The organism is Catenuloplanes sp. NPDC051500, from assembly GCF_044454585.1.
Classification (GTDB): Bacteria; Actinomycetota; Actinomycetes; order Mycobacteriales; family Micromonosporaceae; genus Catenuloplanes.
Map to the genome: position 1 here is coordinate 582,722 of NZ_JBITDX010000001.1, position 16,387 is coordinate 599,108.

At 72.4% G+C, this 16,387-nt stretch carries 10 protein-coding genes and 1 pseudogene; 7 read left to right on the top strand and 4 right to left on the bottom strand.

What is annotated here, in order from left to right; translation table 11 throughout:
- Nucleotides 1-3,519: WG repeat-containing protein (locus ACIA8K_RS02430; RefSeq protein ID WP_396054070.1), on the top strand; the 3,519-nt coding region annotated here is incomplete at its 5' end.
- 112 nt (nucleotides 3,520-3,631) lie between these two features.
- On the top strand, nucleotides 3,632-4,627 hold the full coding sequence (locus ACIA8K_RS02435) for an aldo/keto reductase family protein (protein ID WP_396054073.1): 996 nt from the start codon (nucleotides 3,632-3,634) through the stop codon (nucleotides 4,625-4,627).
- A gap of 56 nt (nucleotides 4,628-4,683) precedes the next feature.
- Here ACIA8K_RS02435 and ACIA8K_RS02440 read toward each other — a convergent pair whose 3' ends face one another.
- Nucleotides 4,684-5,475, bottom strand: coding sequence for a site-2 protease family protein (locus ACIA8K_RS02440; RefSeq protein WP_396054494.1), 792 nt, complete (start codon nucleotides 5,473-5,475; stop codon nucleotides 4,684-4,686).
- Between the two features lie 8 nt (nucleotides 5,476-5,483).
- Nucleotides 5,484-5,687 carry a hypothetical protein gene (locus tag ACIA8K_RS02445; protein ID WP_396054075.1) on the bottom strand — a complete coding sequence of 68 codons (204 nt, stop codon included), beginning with the start codon at nucleotides 5,685-5,687 and terminating at the stop codon, nucleotides 5,484-5,486.
- 84 nt (nucleotides 5,688-5,771) lie between these two features.
- Here ACIA8K_RS02445 and ACIA8K_RS02450 point away from each other — a divergent pair.
- Nucleotides 5,772-7,742: pseudogene (locus ACIA8K_RS02450) on the top strand (bifunctional adenosylcobinamide kinase/adenosylcobinamide-phosphate guanylyltransferase); the annotation flags it as partial.
- 620 nt (nucleotides 7,743-8,362) lie between these two features.
- Complete coding sequence (locus ACIA8K_RS02455; RefSeq protein ID WP_396054077.1) at nucleotides 8,363-9,145, top strand: adenosylcobinamide-GDP ribazoletransferase; 783 nt, start codon at nucleotides 8,363-8,365, stop codon at nucleotides 9,143-9,145.
- Nucleotides 9,146-9,735: 590 nt separating this feature from the next.
- On the opposite strand, the gene gcvT is transcribed toward ACIA8K_RS02455, so the two are convergent.
- Nucleotides 9,736-10,863, bottom strand: coding sequence for a glycine cleavage system aminomethyltransferase GcvT (gene gcvT / locus ACIA8K_RS02460; protein ID WP_396054079.1), 1,128 nt, complete (start codon nucleotides 10,861-10,863; stop codon nucleotides 9,736-9,738).
- A 68-nt stretch (nucleotides 10,864-10,931) separates the two neighbouring features.
- Between gcvT and ACIA8K_RS02465 the strand changes: the two genes are divergently transcribed.
- Nucleotides 10,932-12,512 (top strand): leucyl aminopeptidase, encoded by a 1,581-nt coding sequence (locus ACIA8K_RS02465; protein WP_396054081.1) that lies wholly within the window; start codon nucleotides 10,932-10,934, stop codon nucleotides 12,510-12,512.
- A 52-nt stretch (nucleotides 12,513-12,564) separates the two neighbouring features.
- Here ACIA8K_RS02465 and ACIA8K_RS02470 read toward each other — a convergent pair whose 3' ends face one another.
- Nucleotides 12,565-12,888 (bottom strand): hypothetical protein, encoded by a 324-nt coding sequence (locus ACIA8K_RS02470; RefSeq protein WP_396054083.1) that lies wholly within the window; start codon nucleotides 12,886-12,888, stop codon nucleotides 12,565-12,567.
- A 152-nt stretch (nucleotides 12,889-13,040) separates the two neighbouring features.
- Between ACIA8K_RS02470 and lpdA the strand changes: the two genes are divergently transcribed.
- Together lpdA and sucB are read left to right on the top strand one after the other, a co-directional pair.
- Nucleotides 13,041-14,459 carry a dihydrolipoyl dehydrogenase gene (gene lpdA / locus ACIA8K_RS02475; RefSeq protein ID WP_396054085.1) on the top strand — a complete coding sequence of 473 codons (1,419 nt, stop codon included), beginning with the start codon at nucleotides 13,041-13,043 and terminating at the stop codon, nucleotides 14,457-14,459.
- Between the two features lie 44 nt (nucleotides 14,460-14,503).
- On the top strand, nucleotides 14,504-16,357 hold the full coding sequence (gene sucB, locus ACIA8K_RS02480) for a 2-oxoglutarate dehydrogenase, E2 component, dihydrolipoamide succinyltransferase (RefSeq protein ID WP_396054087.1): 1,854 nt from the start codon (nucleotides 14,504-14,506) through the stop codon (nucleotides 16,355-16,357).
- Nucleotides 16,358-16,387 lie beyond the last annotated feature (30 nt).

Genomic DNA, 16,387 nt, shown 5'->3' on the forward strand with positions numbered 1-16,387 from the left:
CGTACGCGGGGCGGCGACCCGTCGCGGGGCGGCGACCCGTCGCGGGGCGGCGACCCGTCGCGGGGCGGCGACCCGTCGCGGGGCGGCGACCCGTCGCGGGGCGGCGACCCGTCGCGGCACGCGCCTGCGGCCGCGGCCGGGCGCTTCGCGGACGCTGAGCGGTCCGGTTACTCGCGTCAGGACCTGCCGGGCGCGGATCCGCGCCCGGGATGGGACGGCGACGGGGGACGCCCGATCGCGCCCGCGGCCTCCGCCGCGCCCCCGGCATCCCCACCGCGGCGGCCGGACTATCCGGATGCACCGGAGCGGTCCGGCGGCAACGCGCGTCCCGACGTCTCAGCGCGCCCGGATGGACCCGGGCGGGCGTATCCCGGGACGGGAGCCTCACAACCGCCGTCAAGCCCGCAGCGGCCCGCACAGCCGCCGTCCGGCGATCCGTGGGGACCGCAGGGCCGCCCGATCAACCCGGCTGCGACGTACCAGGTTCCGGGCGCACCGGTGCGGGCTCCGTTCGATTCGTCGCGGGCGGACGCGTCCGAGCAGACCCGCCGACTCGGCGGCGACGCGCTCGACAGCGGGCTGCCGTCCGACCGGACCCAGCCGGTCGGCGGCTTCGACCAGGTACCGCCGGGCGCGTTCGAACAGACCCGCCGGCTGGCCGGGGACTCGCTCGACAGGTCGCGGCCGGTCAGCTCCGTGCCCTACGACCAGACCACCCGACCGGTCAGCTCGGCCCCTTACGACCCGGGCGCCCGCCCGGTCAGCTCCGCGCCCTACGACCGATCCGGCCGGCCGGTCAGCTCGGTTCCCTACGACCAGGGCACCTACCCGGTCAGCGGCCTGCCGTCCGACAGGACCCAGCCGGTCGGCGGGTTCGACCAGACGCGGCCGGTCAGCGGGGCGCCGTTCGAGCAGGTCCGGCCGGTAAGCGGCATGCCGGACGCCCGTCCGGTCAGTGGCGCGCCGTTCGAGCGGGAACGCGGCGCGGCCTACGGCCAGGAGTGGGCGCCGGGAGCTGCCGCCCCGACCAGCGGCGCTCCCTACGGCCCGTCGCGGCCCGGTCCCGCACCCGAACCGCAGCGGCCGGCAGCCGGGCCGCCGCGCGGGCAGGAGTGGGCACCGGGCGCGACCCGGCCAGGGGGCGGGACGCCGCAGGAGCAGTCGCGCCCGGACGCCGAGCGCGAGGCGCGGCAGCCGGTCAGCGGCGTGCCCTACGGACACGAGTGGGCACCGGACGCCGCCCGGCCGGTGAGCGGCACTCCCTACGGCCAGACGCGGCCGGCAACCGGACGCGAGCCGAACCAGCCGGTCAGCGGAATGCCCTACAGCTCCACGCGGCCGGGAGCGACCCCCGACCAGAACCAGCCGGTCAGCGCCGCCCCTTACCAGGACGCCGATGGGCGGCCGGTCAGCGCCGCGCCCTACCGGGCCGACGACCGGCCGGTCAGCACGGCGCCCTTCCCGGGCGAGACCGGCTCGCGGCAGGGTGCGGGCGGGTTCGCGGAGGAGGAGCGCGCGGGCTACGCGGAGGGCGAGTACCAGCGGACGGGCGGGTCGGTGCAGCCGCCGCCGGTGGACGCCGCCTACGACGACGAGCTGTACCCGCAGCAGCCGACCCAGCGGGATCGCCCTGCCGCCCGGGACGAGCAGCGCCAGGAACCACGGCCCACCGAGCCGCAGCAGGACGAGACACGCGGAGACGCACCGCAGCCGCCCGCCGAGGACCCGCACACCGTCCAGGACGCGCCGGTCATCTCGGCCCCGACCCCGACGCCGGCCGAGGAGACCGAGCCGGTCGCCTCGGATGCCGGCCGGCAGGAGCAGGCCGCGGCGGGGCAGGCGCCACCCGTACCCCCGGATCGGCCTTCGCTTGGGGAACTGCTCAAGGCGAGCGGTGCGGAGACGAGGAGCGTCGAGCCCGAGTCCGGAGACAAGGCGACTGACTCCGGCTGGTTCGGCGGCAAGCCCGCGCCCGGGGCGGCCGAGGAGGAGGACGCGGAGCCGAACGCGGTTGCCAGCCCGGACACCGTGCTCCCGGGACCGGCCGGGCCCGCGTCCGGGGCGGCCACGGCGCTGCGCTCACCCACGATGATCACTCCGATCATCACGCCGGACGAGCCGGAGGCCGCTGACACGGCCTCGGAGGACGAGCCGGAGCAGCCCGCGGACGAGACGCCTGTGGTGGAGGAGGAGCCGCCCAGGCCTGTCGATCCGGAGCAGGTGCTGGCCACCTATCACTGGCGCTTCCACCACGAGACGCTGCGCGAGCTGGTCGACGATCCGGACGAGTTGCGGCAGGTACGCGAGCGGCTGACCGAGAAGCTGGCGAGCGCGACAGACAACGCCACCCGGGCCCGGCTGCTGAGCCTGCGCGCGGTCGTGTCCCGGATCCTCGGCGACCTGGGCCCGGCGCTGCACGACGGCAGGATGGGTCTCGAGCACGCGGAGCTGACCGGGCATTTCCGGCGGATCGCGATCGCGCAGGCGCGGCTTGCGCACGTGTTGCAGTGGCGGGGTGACTTCATCGAGGCGGACCGGCTGTTCGCGGAGGCGAACTCGTCGGAGCTGCCGGACCGGCTGCGGGCCACGATGCACGAGCACGCCGGGCGGTCCGCGTACGACCAGGGCCGTTACATGGAGGCGCTTCATCACTTCGAGCGCGCGCTTGAGCTGCGCAAGGTGGAGGACCCGGATCTGATCGCGCGCACCGAGCTGGCGCTTGACGCGGTGTTCGCGAAGGTGGCGGCGAACGGCTGGGGGCCGTATCCGCGTACCGAGGACGAGATCCGGCAGGTGCACAGGTCGCCGCAGCCGATGTTCTCCGAACGCGTGCAGCGCTGGGGTTACGAGGACGCGGACGGCGAGCCGGTGATCGCGGCGAGTTACGCGGATGTGCAGCCGTTCCGGGACGGGGTGGCGTGGGTGCGCCGGCCGGAGGCGCAGCACTGGGAGCTGATCGACGAGTCCGGTGAGCTGCTGATTCCGGCTGACGCGGGCTATTACGGCGTGGGCTCGTTCTCGGACGGGCTGGCCTGGGTGTCGCGGGACGGCAACGGCGGCTGGGTGGCGGTCGACAAGACCAACAAGATCGTGATCGGGCAGCCGTACGAGGACGTGCGCCCGTTCCGCCGGGGCCTGGCTGCGGTCCGCCGGAAGAGCGGCTGGGGCGCGGTGGACACGAGCGGAAACGTGCTGGTCCCGACGCAGTACAGCGGGTTCGCGACCGCGCTTACCGACGGCCGGTACGTGGACGGTTTCACCGACGAGGGCCTGGCGATCGTGGACCTGAACGGCCGCAAGGGCGTGGTGGACCGGTCCGGAACCGTGGTGGTGGCGCCGACCTACCCGGCGATGGTGATCCACCCGGTGGCGTTCCTGATCGGCGCGGGCGCGGGGACCGGCCGGTGGGGCGCGATCGACAGGCGGGGAGAGCCGCTGATCGATCCGGTGCACGCGTCCCGCGCGGACGTGATCGACGAGATCGACCGCCTGCTCGCGGACACGAAGCCGGTTCTCTGAGAGAGAGGACCGGCCCGGAAAAGCGGACGGCAAACCGGGCCGGCTCCCCTTACCTTAGGCCCCGCACCTCGGGAAGAGCTTCAGAAACCCACCTCCCCGGTAGGGTCGGCGCATGGAATTCCGTCACCTTGGCCGTTCCGGCCTGCTGGTCAGTGAGATCTCGTACGGGAACTGGATCACGCACGGCTCCCAGGTCGAGGAGGAGGCCGCGCTCGCCTGCGTGCGCGCCGCCCTCGACGCGGGCATCAGCACGTTCGACACCGCGGACGCCTATGCGGGCGGCCGTGCCGAGGAGGTTCTGGGCCGCGCGCTGCACGGCGAGCGCCGCGAGAGCCTGGAGATCCTGACGAAGGTCTTCTGGCGTATCGGCCCGGGCCGCAACGAGAGTGGACTGTCCCGCAAGCACATCCGTGAGTCGATCGAGGGCTCGCTGCGGCGTCTGCAGACCGACTACGTGGACGTCTACCAGGCGCACCGCTTCGACTTCCACACGCCGCTCGAGGAGACGATGTCCGCGTTCGCGGACGTGGTGCACTCCGGCAAGGCGCACTACATCGGCGTCTCCGAGTGGACCGCGGACCAGCTGCGCGCCGGCCACTCGCTCGCCAAGGACCTCAAGATCAGCCTGATCTCGAACCAGCCGCAGTACTCCGCGCTGCACCGGATCATCGAGAGCCAGGTCGTGCCGGCCTCGCTTGAGCTGGGCGTCAGCCAGATCGTGTTCTCGCCGATGGCACAGGGTGTGCTGTCCGGCAAGTACATGCCGGGTCAGGCACCGCCGGACGGCTCCCGGGCCACTGACGCGTCCGGGTCGAAGACGATCGCCCGGTTCATGCAGGACGACCTGCTCACCGCCGTGCAGCGCCTGGTGCCGCTTGCCGACGCGGCCGGGCTGACCATGCCGCAGCTGGCGCTGGCCTGGGTCCTCCAGAACCGGAACGTGGCGAGCGCGATCGTCGGCGCGTCCCGCCCGGAGCAGGTGCACGACAACGTGAAGGCGGCGGGCGTGCGCCTGGAGGACGACCTGCTCAAGCAGATCGACGACGCGCTCGGCGACCTGGTGGAGCGCGACCCGGCCAAGACCGAGTCCCCGGCCAACAGGCCTTAAAGGCCACAACAACGACAATCCGCGTGGGTACGGCGTACCCGCGCGGATTGTCGATGTCAGTTAGCTGAATACGTCCAGAAGCGGAGGAGCGCGAAGCCCTCGCTGTAGAGGTACGACGGCATGCCGATCAGGTCGCCGAGCGCGAAGACGCCGCCGAAGAACAGGCCGCCGATGGTCCGGTTCCACAGCAGCGCGAACAGCATGATGAAACCGAACGGGGCGATCACGTCCCAGGTCCGCTTCCAGGAGAACGGCAGCCACGGCCGCACGATGTTGCCGCCGTCCAGGCCGGGAACCGGCACCAGGTTCAGCACCGCGGCCATCAGCTGCAGGAAGCCGAGCAGCGCCAGGCCCGCCCAGAACTCGGTGTGCGTCTCCCCGGTCACGCCCACCAGGAACGGGACCGCCAGCACGATCGCGAACACCAGGTTCGTCGCCGGGCCGGCCAGGCTCACAAGCGACGACTTCAGCCGGCTGCCAAGCGCGCCGTGGTTGATCCACACCGCGCCGCCGGGCAGGCCGATGCCGCCGAGCACCACGATGACCACCGGGAGCACGAGCGACAGCAGCGGGTGGCTGTACTTCAGCGGGTTCAGCGTCAGGTAGCCGCGGTGCGCCGCGTCGATGTCGCCGGACCGGAACGCGACAAGCGCATGTGCGTACTCGTGCAGGCACAGCGAGATCAGCCAGCCGGTGACCACGAGCAGGAACACGTCGAACGCCACGTTGCCGAAGCCGTTCCACGCCATCACGCCGGCCGTGACGAAGAGCGCGACCAGCCCGAGGAAGATCGGGCTGGGCCGGAACGCCTCCTTCGGCACCCCCATGACGAGGTTGCCGCCACCCATCCGATCGCTCACTCGGACACCGGTTGCTGCAGACTCATCCGGTACTCCACCCGGTCGTCCTCGACCAGGACCACCGTGCTGACGCCGTTGCTCTGCAGCTCACGCCAGGTCTGCCCGATCCACGACTCGGCATCGGCCTGGTTGGAGAACGCCTCCGAGGGGCCCTCCACCGGCTTGCCGTCCGAGTCCTCGTACCGCCAGTTCCACGGCATGCCCGTCTCCCCTCGCCTCGTCCGCACAAGCCTAGTCGCCCGGCCCGCCTGACCGCGCACAGCGGATCGCTCTAAGGTACGGCTATGTCCGTTGACGGGTGGAACACCCTTCTCGTGCTCGGCGGCATCCGATCCGGCAAGTCGGAGTTCGCCGAGTCGCTCGTGTCCGGTGCGACAAGTGTCCGCTACCTCGCCACGTCCGCCCCCGTCTCGCTCTCGGAGTCGCCCGATGATCCGGAGTGGGACGCGCGCATCGCCACACACCGCGCACGGCGGCCCGAGACCTGGGAGACGGACGAGGTCGGCGCGGACCCCGGTCTGCTGATCGCCACGCTCCTGGAGGCGAAGCCGGACGAGACGCTCCTGGTCGACGACCTCGGCGGCTGGGTGGGCGTGCTCCTCGACCCGGTCCACCAGCCGGCCGACGACGTCAAAACCATCGAAGAACTGGCCGCCGCGGTACGCGAATGCGCGGCCCGACTCGTCCTCGTCAGCTCCGAGGTCGGCCTGACGCTGGTGCCGACGACCCCGCTCGGGCGTGCCTTCACCGACGCGCTCGGCACCGTGAACCAGGCGGTAGCGACCGCCACCGACGCGGTGGTCCTTGTCGTCGCCGGCCAGCCGACCTGGCTGAAGGGCGTCACCGCCGAGGTGTCCGCCGGCGTCGCCCCCACGCTGCCGGCCGGGGCCGTGCTGCCCGACGTGCCCGCGCCGGTCGCGCTCCCCGAGGGACGCGACCAGCCCGAGGCGATCGATCTGCCCGAGGCGATCGATCTGCCCGAGGTGCTGACACCGGTCGCGGCACCGGTCCGGGCGCCGGCCGCCTCGTCGCCCGGCGACGCGCTGCGCGGGCCCACGCACGCGCTGCCGATCGTGCGGACCGGGCTGGTCATCCAGCCCAACATGGAACTCCCCCTGCCCGACGACGAGACCGGGCCGGCCGCGATCGAGCGGCTCACCACGCTCGACATCGGCGGCTCCGGCCTCGGCGAGCTGGCCGGCGTGGTCCGGTTCGCCGCCGCCACCCAGGGCACCGACACGCCCCGCCCCTGGGAGTCCGTCCGCGTACTGCTCGTCCAGGGCGACCACGCCGGCGGCGCGTCCGCGGGCGTGGCCGCCGGGGAGCCCACCCGGCGCGCGGCCCAGGCCCGTCTCGGCATCGGCGCGCTCGCCCAGCTCACCGCGTCCGCCGGAGCCACGCTCCAGGTCGTCGACGCGCCCGCCTCGGCCCCGATCGAGCACGGGCCGGCGCTCACACCCGAAGAGGTCGACAGCGCGCTCCAGCTCGGCTGGCGTCTCGCCGAGGAGGCCGTCGACGGCGGCGCGGACCTGCTCGTCATCGCCGCCTCCGGCGCCGGCACCCCCGCCGCGGCAGCCGCCGTCCTGGCCGCGACCGCCGGGGCCGAGCCGGCCGCGGTGCTGCCGGCGGTGCGCACGCCCGACGGCGGCTACGACGACAACGCCTGGATGGAGCGGTGCGCCGCGGTCCGGGACGCCATGCAGCGGGTCCGCAAGGGCGGACGCGAGGCCAAGGACATCCTGGCCGAGGTCGGCGGCGGCGACGTGGCAGTCGTGACCGGCATCCTGCTCGGCGCGACGGCCCGCCGGACGCCTGTGCTGCTGGACGGGCCGGTGGGCGTGGCGGCCGCGCTTGTCAGCCGCGACCTGGCCGGCCAGGCCCGGCACTGGTGCCTGCTCCCGGACGACAGCGGCAACCCCGCGGTGAAGCTGGCGGCGGACGTGCTGGGGCTGACGCCGATCCTGAACATGCGACTCGACCTGGGCGAGGGCACGGCGGCGCTTGCGGCACTGCCGCTGCTGCGGTCGGCGATCGCGCTGGCCTCGTCTCTCCCGGACCGCGAAACGCCGTCCACGCCGTCCACGGCGGACGAGGCGGGCCTCCCGGCGGACAGGGCGGGCCTCCCGGCGGACAGGGCGGGCCTCCCGGCGGACAGGGCGGGCCTCCCGGCGGACGAGGACGCCGCCGGGGCGTCGGAGAGTGCCGGCTCCACCGGCGCGACGACCGTCATCGGCGGCACGGGTGGTTCGGGGGACGACGCCACGGCCGTGATCGGCACGAACGGCGGATCCACAGCCGACGCGACCGACGTGGTGCCGCACGACGGCTCGCCGTCGGCGGTGGACGGCGCCGCGACGTTCGCGCCGTCCACCACGGCGGCGGAGGACGAGTCGGAGCGGACCACTTCGATTCCGGTGACCGGTGCCGCGGCTGGCGACTCGCCGGCGACCGCGATCGATGCGGAGGCGACCACCGTGATCAGCACCGGGACACCGGCCACGATCACGGCCGACCCGGAGCGGACCACTGCGATTCCGGTGACCGGTGCCGCGACCGGCGACTCGCCGGCGACCGCGATCGATGCGGAGGCGACCACCGTGATCAGCACCGGGACACCGGCCACGATCAAGACCGACCCGGAGACGACGGTGCTCCCCACCGGAACGCCCGCGACCGTCAAGGACGACCCCGAGGCCACCACGGTCATCACCACCGGAACGCCGGCGACCGCCCCGGAGCCGGAGGAGGACGGCAACTCCTGGATCCCGGGCTTCGGCAATCCGCGCGGTGCGGGCGACAAGCGCTGACCGTGTCCACCGATGCCGTACCACCGCGAGGGCCCGCCCCGGAATCGTCCGGCGACGGGCCCGCCGCTGTGGCGGGCGGACGGTGGGCGCTGCCGGCCGACGGGCTGCGGCTTGCGCTGACCACGCTCACGGTCGCGCCGCTCCGGGCCGGGGTGGTGGACCGGCGTACCGCGGCCGTGGCCATGTCGTCAGCGCCGGTGGTGGTCGGGGTGCCGCTCGGCGTGCTGCTGGCCGGTGTGCTTCTGCTGCTCGACGTCGCGGGCGCGCCGGTACTGCTGTCCGCGGCCGGCGCGCTGGCCGCTGGCACGTTGCTGACCCGCGCCCTGCACCTGGACGGTCTGGCCGACACTGTCGACGCGCTGGGGTCGTACCGGTCCGGGGACGCCGGGCTGGCGATCATGAAGAAGCCGGACATCGGGCCGTTCGGCGTGGCCACGCTGGTCCTGGCGCTGCTCACCCAGGCCGCAGCGCTGACGGCACTCCCCGGAGCCTCGATCCCGGCGGTGGTGAGCAGCGTGGTCACCTCCACGGTGACCGGCCGGCTGGCGATCTCCTGGGCGTGCCGGCGCGGTATGCCCGCGGCGCGGCCCGACGGGCTCGGCGCGCTGGTCGCCGCCACAGTTCCCGTGCCCGCAATCGTGGTCACCACCGCCGTCGCGCTCGCGCTCTCGATCCCGGCGGTTCCCGGACGGCCGTGGCAGGGGCCGCTGGCCGTCGCGCTGGCGCTGGCCGCGGTGCAGCTGCTGCTCCGCCAGTGCCGCCGCCGCTTCGGCGGGATAACCGGCGACGTGCTGGGCGCCTCTGTAGAACTGGCCACCACTGTGGTCGTGCTGACGCTCGCACTTCGCTGACCATCACGCTGCGCGGCGAGCCCGGCAAGCAAGCTGCGCGGCGAGCCCGGCAAGCAAGCTGCGCGGCGAGCCCGGCAAGCAAGCTGCGCGGCGAGCCCGGCAAGGGCCGCATCACAAGGCCGCCGGTGCCGACGCCAGCCGTGGTAACCGGGTTGCTCGCCTTCGGCATCGGCGGAGCGCCGGTGAACGGCACGTCCGGTGCCGACGCCAGCCCTGGTAGCCGGATTGTTCGCCCCCTGGAGCGAAGCCGGTTCCGACATTGAGCACCCCTGGCGAGATGCCGGGTACAGGTCGGTGGAGCCGGGATTTCCCACGGTCAGCACCGGCCGGGCGGACCGCGATGGCCACCTTCACCGCGCACCCGAAGGGCACACCGGGAGGCGGCGTCCACCTGGCGTTATTGAAGATCCTTGCGACTCCAGTGGCCCTTATTTCGCACTCGAAAGGGCCGCCGGAGCCGCAAGGATCTTGACGCCACGCCGGAACCGGCTATCGCGACTGCCATATCGGACAGGCGCGTGGGATCGATCATCAGCGTGGAGGGGTGCGCGGCGGGCTGTCAGGCGCCGATCGGCGTACCGCCGGAGGGGTCAGCGCACTGAGGTCTTCACGAACGGCGGCTTGACGATTGTCATCGGGGTGCGACGGCCGCGGATGTCGACCTCGACCGTGTCGCCGATGGTCAGGCCGGCCGCGGTGTCAAGCAGCGCGAGCGCGATGCCGAGCTTGCGGGTCGGGGAGAAGGTGCCGCTGGTGACCTCGCCGATGCGCGTCTCGCCGGTGTAGACGTCCATGTGGGCGCGCGGGATGCCACGGCCCTGGGCCTCGAGGCCGACAAGCGTGCGGCGGGGGCCGGACTCCTTCTCGGCCAGCAGCGCGTCGCGGCCCCAGAACTCCGGCTTGGACCAGCCGACGGCCCAGCCGGAGCGGGCCTGGACGGGCGTGATGTCAAGCGACAGGTCCTGGCCGTGGAGCGGGTAGCCCATCTCGGTACGGAGTGTGTCGCGGGCGCCGAGGCCGCAGGGCTTGAGCGTGGGGTCGGCCTCGAAGAGCGCGTCCCAGACGGCGGGGGCGGACGCGGCGGGGACGACGAGCTCGTAGCCGTGTTCGCCGGTGTAGCCGGTGCGGCAGACGACCAGCTCGGTGCCGGCCAGCGTGGCGGTGCTGAAGCTCATGTACTCGTTCTCCGTGGGGAGGCCGAGCGTGGTGAGCAGCGCGGTGGACGCCGGTCCCTGGACGGCGAGGACGGCGAAGTCGTCGTGCTCGTTGGTCACTGTGACGCCGGCGGGCGCGGCCTCGGTGAGGCGGCGGACGACCTCGGTGGTGTTGGCCGCGTTCGGGATCAGGAAGACGTGGTCGTCGCCGTAGAGGTAGGCGATGATGTCGTCGACCACGCCGCCGGTCGCGTCGTCGCAGCACAGCGTGTACTGGGCGCGGCCGGGGGCGATGCGGCCCAGGTCGTTGCTGAGGGCGGCGTTGACGAACGCGGCGGCGCCGGGGCCGGTGATGCGCGCCTTGCCGAGGTGCGAGACGTCGAACACGCCGACGTTCTCCCGGACCGCGGTGTGCTCGGCGATGACGCCGCCGTCCGCGTATTCCAGAGGCATCTCCCAGCCTCCGAACGGCGCGAACTTCGCTCCGCGGGAGACGTGCCGGTCGTGCAGGGGAGATCTCTTCATGGGTGGCAACTTACCTGCAACACCCCATCTGGTTAGCATCGGCGGGACATGATGTTGTCCAGCGGGTACCGCTCGCAGACGACCTACGCCCCCGGATGCGCACCCGCATGCCGCCCACACGTCGGAGAAGCCGAGTGACTCAGCCCAATCCCTCCCTGCACCTGGTGGACAGCGATCCCGCCGAGCTCGCCGTCGACGCCGTCGTCATCGGCGTGCACAGCCGCGATGACGAGCCGTCCGGTCTGCTGATCGCCAGCGGCGCGGAGAGCGTCACCGTCGCCTTCGAAGGGCGGCTTGCGGAGACGCTGCGGCTGCTCGGCGCGACCGGCGGCGCGGGCGAGGTGACCAAGATCGCAACGCTGGGTACGGTGACCGCGCCGATCGTCGCGGCAGTCGGCCTCGGGCCGGAGCCGAAGGGCGCGGCGCCGGAGCCGGAGGTGCTGCGCCGGGCCGCGGGCACCGCCGTGCGCGCGCTTGCCGGTGCCGGGACCGTGGCGCTGGCGCTGCCGCTTCCGGACGACGCGGACGGGCCGGCCGCGCTGACCGCCGTCGCCGAGGGTGCGGTGCTGGGGTCGTACCGGTTCGCCGGCTACAAGACGAAGCCGCAGCCGGGTCGCCGCGAGCCGGTGGCGACAGTGCAGGTCGTGGTGGCGGATGCGTTCGAGTCCGGCCTGGTCGCGGCGCTTGCGAAGGCGAACGCGGTGGCGTCGGCAGTGGTCCGCACCCGCGACTGGGTGAACGCCGCGCCGAACGAGCTGCGCCCGCCGGAGTTCGCCGACCAGGTCGCGGCCGCGGGCCGGGAGGCCGGGCTCGAGGTCGAGGTGCTTGACGAGAAGGCGCTGGCCGCGGGCGGGTACGGCGGCATCATCGCGGTCGGCCAGGGCTCCGAGGCCCCGCCGCGCCTGGTCAAGCTCACCTACACGCCGCAGACGCCTGTCGAGGGTGCGAAGCGGGTGGCGCTCGTCGGCAAGGGCATCACGTTCGACACCGGCGGCATCTCGATCAAGCCGGCCGCGGGCATGTGGGAGATGAAGTCCGACATGGCGGGCGCCGCCGCGGTCGCGGCCACGCTGCTTGCGGTCGCGGAGCTGAAGCCGGGCGTGCCGGTGACCGGCTACCTGGCGATCGCGGAGAACATGCCGTCGGGTTCGGCGTACCGGCCGGGCGACGTGGTCACCATGTTCAACGGCAAGCGCGTCGAGGTGCTGAACACGGACGCCGAGGGCCGGATGGTGCTCGGCGACGCGATGGCGCGGGCCTGCGCGGACGGCACCGACTACCTGTTCGAGACGTCTACGCTCACCGGCGGCCAGGTGATCGCGCTGGGCAAGCGGATCTCCGGCGTGATGGGTACGCCGGAGCTGCTTGAGCGCGTGCGGACCGCCGGCGACCTGGTGGGCGAGCCGGCCTGGCCGATGCCGCTGCCGGACGACGTACGCAAGGGCATGGACTCGGACGTCGCCGACATCTCACAGGTCAACGCGGGCATGGACCGGGCCGGGCACATGCTGCAGGGCGGCGTGTTCCTACGCGAGTTCGTCACCGAGGACGTGGCGTGGGCGCACATCGACATCGCCGGCCCGAGCTACCACACAGGTGAGCCGACCGGGTACTGGACCAAGGGCGGCACCGGCGTGCCGGTCCGCACGCTTGTCGCGCTGATCGACGACGTGGTCGCCAACGGCTGACGGCGAATCAGGGCGTCCCGCACCGGGGCGCCCTGATCAGCGGTAGATTCTGCTACGAGGACGCGCGCTTGCGGCGCTCGTTGTAGTCGCGCATCCGCTGCGGATAGCCGACAAGCTGGATGTCGTAGACCGGGATCGCCATCTTGTGCGCGAACCGGCGGGCGCTCTCGGGTGAGTCGATGCGCCGGCGGGTCCACTCGCCGTCGTGGGCGATCAGGATGACCGTGTGCTCGGTCACGGTCGTCTTGGGTTCGATGAAGACCTCGACGCCGGTGCGGGAGGTTACGAACTGTGCGAGGTATTCCAGGGCCTCGTTGTGTGCTGCCCGGGCGACCGAGGCCCCACGTGTCTTCTTCTGCCGCCTGAACCAGGCCACCGCCTATATCCCCTATCCGCAACCGTCACGGGTGACTCGCCGCCAAGGGTACTGCCAGGAGACGTGTTCCTGGGCACCTCCCTACGCGGCCCCCTTCCACAAGTGACAGGATGGGCACGGCACCATGCACGTTACGACAGTGTGACCGTCGTATGAGCAGCGACGCGACTTGGGAGTTGACTGTGAGCCAGCCGAACGGCGAAACCTTCGACATCGTCATTCTCGGCGCCGGCAGCGGTGGTTATGCCACAGCGCTCCGCGCGGTCCAGCTCGGCCTGACCGTGGCCCTGGTGGAGAAGGACAAGCTGGGCGGCACGTGTCTGCACGTGGGCTGCATCCCGACCAAGGCGCTGCTGCACGCGGCCGAGGTCGCGGACGAGACCCGCGAGTCCGAGCAGTTCGGCGTGAAGGCCGAGTTCCACGGCATCGACATGGCCGGGGTCAACTCGTACAAGGACGGTGTCATCTCCCGCCTGTACAAGGGCCTCAGCGGCATGCTGAACGGCAACAAGTCGATCACCGTGATCGAGGGCGAGGGCAAGCTCGTCGCGCCGAACACCGTCGAGGTGAACGGCAACCGCTACGTCGGTAAGAACGTCGTGCTCGCCTCCGGCTCGTTCTCCCGGAGCCTGCCGGGCCTGGACGTGGACGGCGAGAAGATCATCACCAGCGAGCACGCGCTGAAGCTGGACCGCGTGCCCAAGTCGGTGATCGTGCTGGGTGGCGGCGTGATCGGCGTCGAGTTCGCGAGCGTGTGGAGCTCGTTCGGCGCCGAGGTCACCATCATCGAGGCGCTGCCCCGCCTGGTCGCCGCGGAGGACGCGGACGTGTCCAAGGCGGTCGAGCGCGCGTTCCGCAAGCGGAAGATCAACTTCAAGGTCGGCAAGCCGTTCGAGAAGGTCGAGAAGACCGAGAACGGCGTGCGCGCCACGATCCAGGGCGGCGAGGTCGTCGAGGCCGAGCTGCTGCTGGTCGCGGTCGGCCGTGGTCCGCGCACCCAGGGCCTGGGCTACGACGAGCAGGGCATCACGATGGAGCGCGGCTTCGTCCTCACCGACGAGCGCCTCCGCACCAACGTGCCGAACGTGTTCGCCGTCGGTGACATCGTGCCCGGCCTGCAGCTCGCGCACCGCGGCTTCCAGCAGGGCATCTTCGTCGCCGAGGAGATCGCGGGCAAGAACCCGGCCGTCATCGACGAGCTGGGCATCCCGCGCGTGACGTACTCGAACCCGGAGGTCGCGTCCGTCGGCCTGACCGAGGCGAAGGCCCGCGAGCAGTACGGCGACAAGGTGAAGACCTACAACTACAACCTGGGCGGCAACGGCAAGAGCCAGATCCTCAAGACCACCGGCTTCATCAAGCTGGTCGGCGTCGAGGACGGGCCGGTCGTCGGCGTCCACATGGTCGGTGCGCGCGTCGGTGAGCTCATCGGCGAGGCTCAGCTGATCTACAACTGGGAGGCGTTCCCGGGCGAGGTGGCTCAGCTCGTCCACGCGCACCCCACCCAGAACGAGGCGCTGGGCGAGGCGCACCTGGCCCTGGCGGGCAAGCCGCTGCACGCACACGCCTGATCTTGAACATACAGTCGCGGTTGCTTGTTAAGGAGTCTTGAGACATGCCGGTATCGGTCACCATGCCCCGGCTCGGCGAGAGCGTCACCGAGGGCACCGTTACGCGCTGGCTGAAGCAGGTCGGCGACACGGTCGAGGCGGACGAGCCGCTTCTCGAGGTCTCCACCGACAAGGTCGACACCGAGATCCCGTCCCCCGCCTCGGGCGTGCTGACCAGCATCCTGGTGAACGAGGACGAGACCGCGGACGTCGGCAGCGAGCTGGCCGTCATCGGCGACGCGGGCGACGCCCCGGCTGCCCCGGCCGGTGACGACAGCTCCTCCTCCGAGGAGGACGCCGCGGCCGACGTGGACGACGCGGCCGTCGAGGCGCGGACCGAGCAGTCCACCTCCGAGGACACGCCGGAGGCGCTGGAGACCCCGGCGCCGTCGAGCGGCGGCAACGGCGGCGGCGACGCCGAGGGCACCGTCGTGACGATGCCGGCGCTTGGCGAGAGCGTGACCGAGGGGACCGTCACCCGCTGGCTCAAGGAGGTCGGCGACACCGTCGAGGCCGACGAGCCGCTGCTGGAGGTCTCCACCGACAAGGTCGACACCGAGATCCCGTCGCCGGCCGCCGGCACGGTCCTGGAGATCAAGGTCGCCCAGGACGAGACCGCCGAGGTCGGCGCCGCGCTCGCGGTGATCGGCGCGCCCGGTGGCGCGGCCCCGAAGACCGAGAAGGCCCCGGAGCCCGGCCCGGCCGCCCCGGCCAAGCCGGTCGCGGAGTCCTACGCGACGCCGTCCCCGGCCGCCGAGGCCCCCGCCTCCGCTCCGAAGCAGGCCGAGGCGCCCAAGGCCGAGACCCCGAAGGCCGCAGCTCCGAAGGCTGAGACCCCGAAGGCCGAGGCCAAGCCGGTCGCCGCCGACAAGCCCGCCGCCGTGGCGACGGCCGAGTCGAACGGCGCCCCCGCCGACGGTGAGGCCGCCTACGTGACGCCGCTGGTCCGCAAGCTGGCCGCGGAGCACAACGTCGACCTGGGCGCGCTCACCGGCACCGGCGTCGGTGGCCGCATCCGCAAGCAGGACGTGCTCGACGCAGCGGAGAAGGCGAAGGCCGCGGCCGCCGCGCCCGCCAAGACCGAGGCTCCGGCGCCCGCCGCGGCGCAGAGCAAGGCCAAGCCGGCGCCGAGCCCGCTGCGTGGCCGCACCGAGAAGCTGACCCGCACCCGCGCCACGATCGCCAAGCGCATGGTGGAGTCGCTGCAGATCTCGGCGCAGCTGACCACAGTGGTCGAGGTCGACATGACCCGGATCGCGAAGCTGCGGGCGCAGGTGAAGAACCAGTTCCAGGAGCGTCACGGCGTCAAGCTGTCGTTCATGCCGTTCCTGGCGCTCGCCACCGTCGAGGCGCTGCAGCAGCACCCGGTCGTCAACTCGCGCATCGACCAGGAGGCCGGCACTGTCACCTACTTCGACGCCGAGCACCTGGCGATCGCCGTGGACACGCCGAAGGGCCTGATCGTCCCGGTGATCAAGGACGCGGGCGACCTGAACCTGGGCGGCCTGGCCAAGCGCATCGCGGACGTGGCCGAGCGCACCCGGAACAACAAGATCGGGCCGGACGAGATCTCGGGCGGCACGTTCACGCTCACCAACACGGGCAGCCGGGGCGCGCTCTTCGACACCCCGATCATCAACCAGCCGCAGGTCGGCATCCTCGGCACCGGCGCGATCGTCAAGCGCGCCGTGGTCGTCGACGACGCCGAGCTGGGCGAGATCATCGTGCCGCGCTCGATGATGTTCCTGGCGCTCTCCTACGACCACCGGATCGTGGACGGCGCGGACGCAGCCCGCTTCCTCACCACGATGAAGGAGCGGCTGGAGGCCGGCAACTTCGAGGCCGAGCTCGGCCTCTGAGAAAGATCACGTCAGAGGGCGAATCCCGGC

Bases quoted from the DNA above. Each gene is read 5' to 3' on its own strand.
- ACIA8K_RS02445 (WP_396054075.1), bottom strand. From the start codon at position 5,687: ATGCCGTGGAACTGGCGGTACGAGGACTCGGACGGCAAGCCGGTGGAG.
- ACIA8K_RS02440 (WP_396054494.1), bottom strand. From the start codon at position 5,475: ATGGGTGGCGGCAACCTCGTCATGGGGGTGCCGAAGGAGGCGTTCCGG.
- gcvT (WP_396054079.1), bottom strand. From the start codon at position 10,863: ATGCTAACCAGATGGGGTGTTGCAGGTAAGTTGCCACCCATGAAGAGA.
- ACIA8K_RS02435 (WP_396054073.1), top strand. From the start codon at position 3,632: ATGGAATTCCGTCACCTTGGCCGTTCCGGCCTGCTGGTCAGTGAGATC.
- sucB (WP_396054087.1), top strand. From the start codon at position 14,504: ATGCCGGTATCGGTCACCATGCCCCGGCTCGGCGAGAGCGTCACCGAG.
- ACIA8K_RS02465 (WP_396054081.1), top strand. From the start codon at position 10,932: ATGCCGCCCACACGTCGGAGAAGCCGAGTGACTCAGCCCAATCCCTCC.
- lpdA (WP_396054085.1), top strand. From the start codon at position 13,041: ATGAGCAGCGACGCGACTTGGGAGTTGACTGTGAGCCAGCCGAACGGC.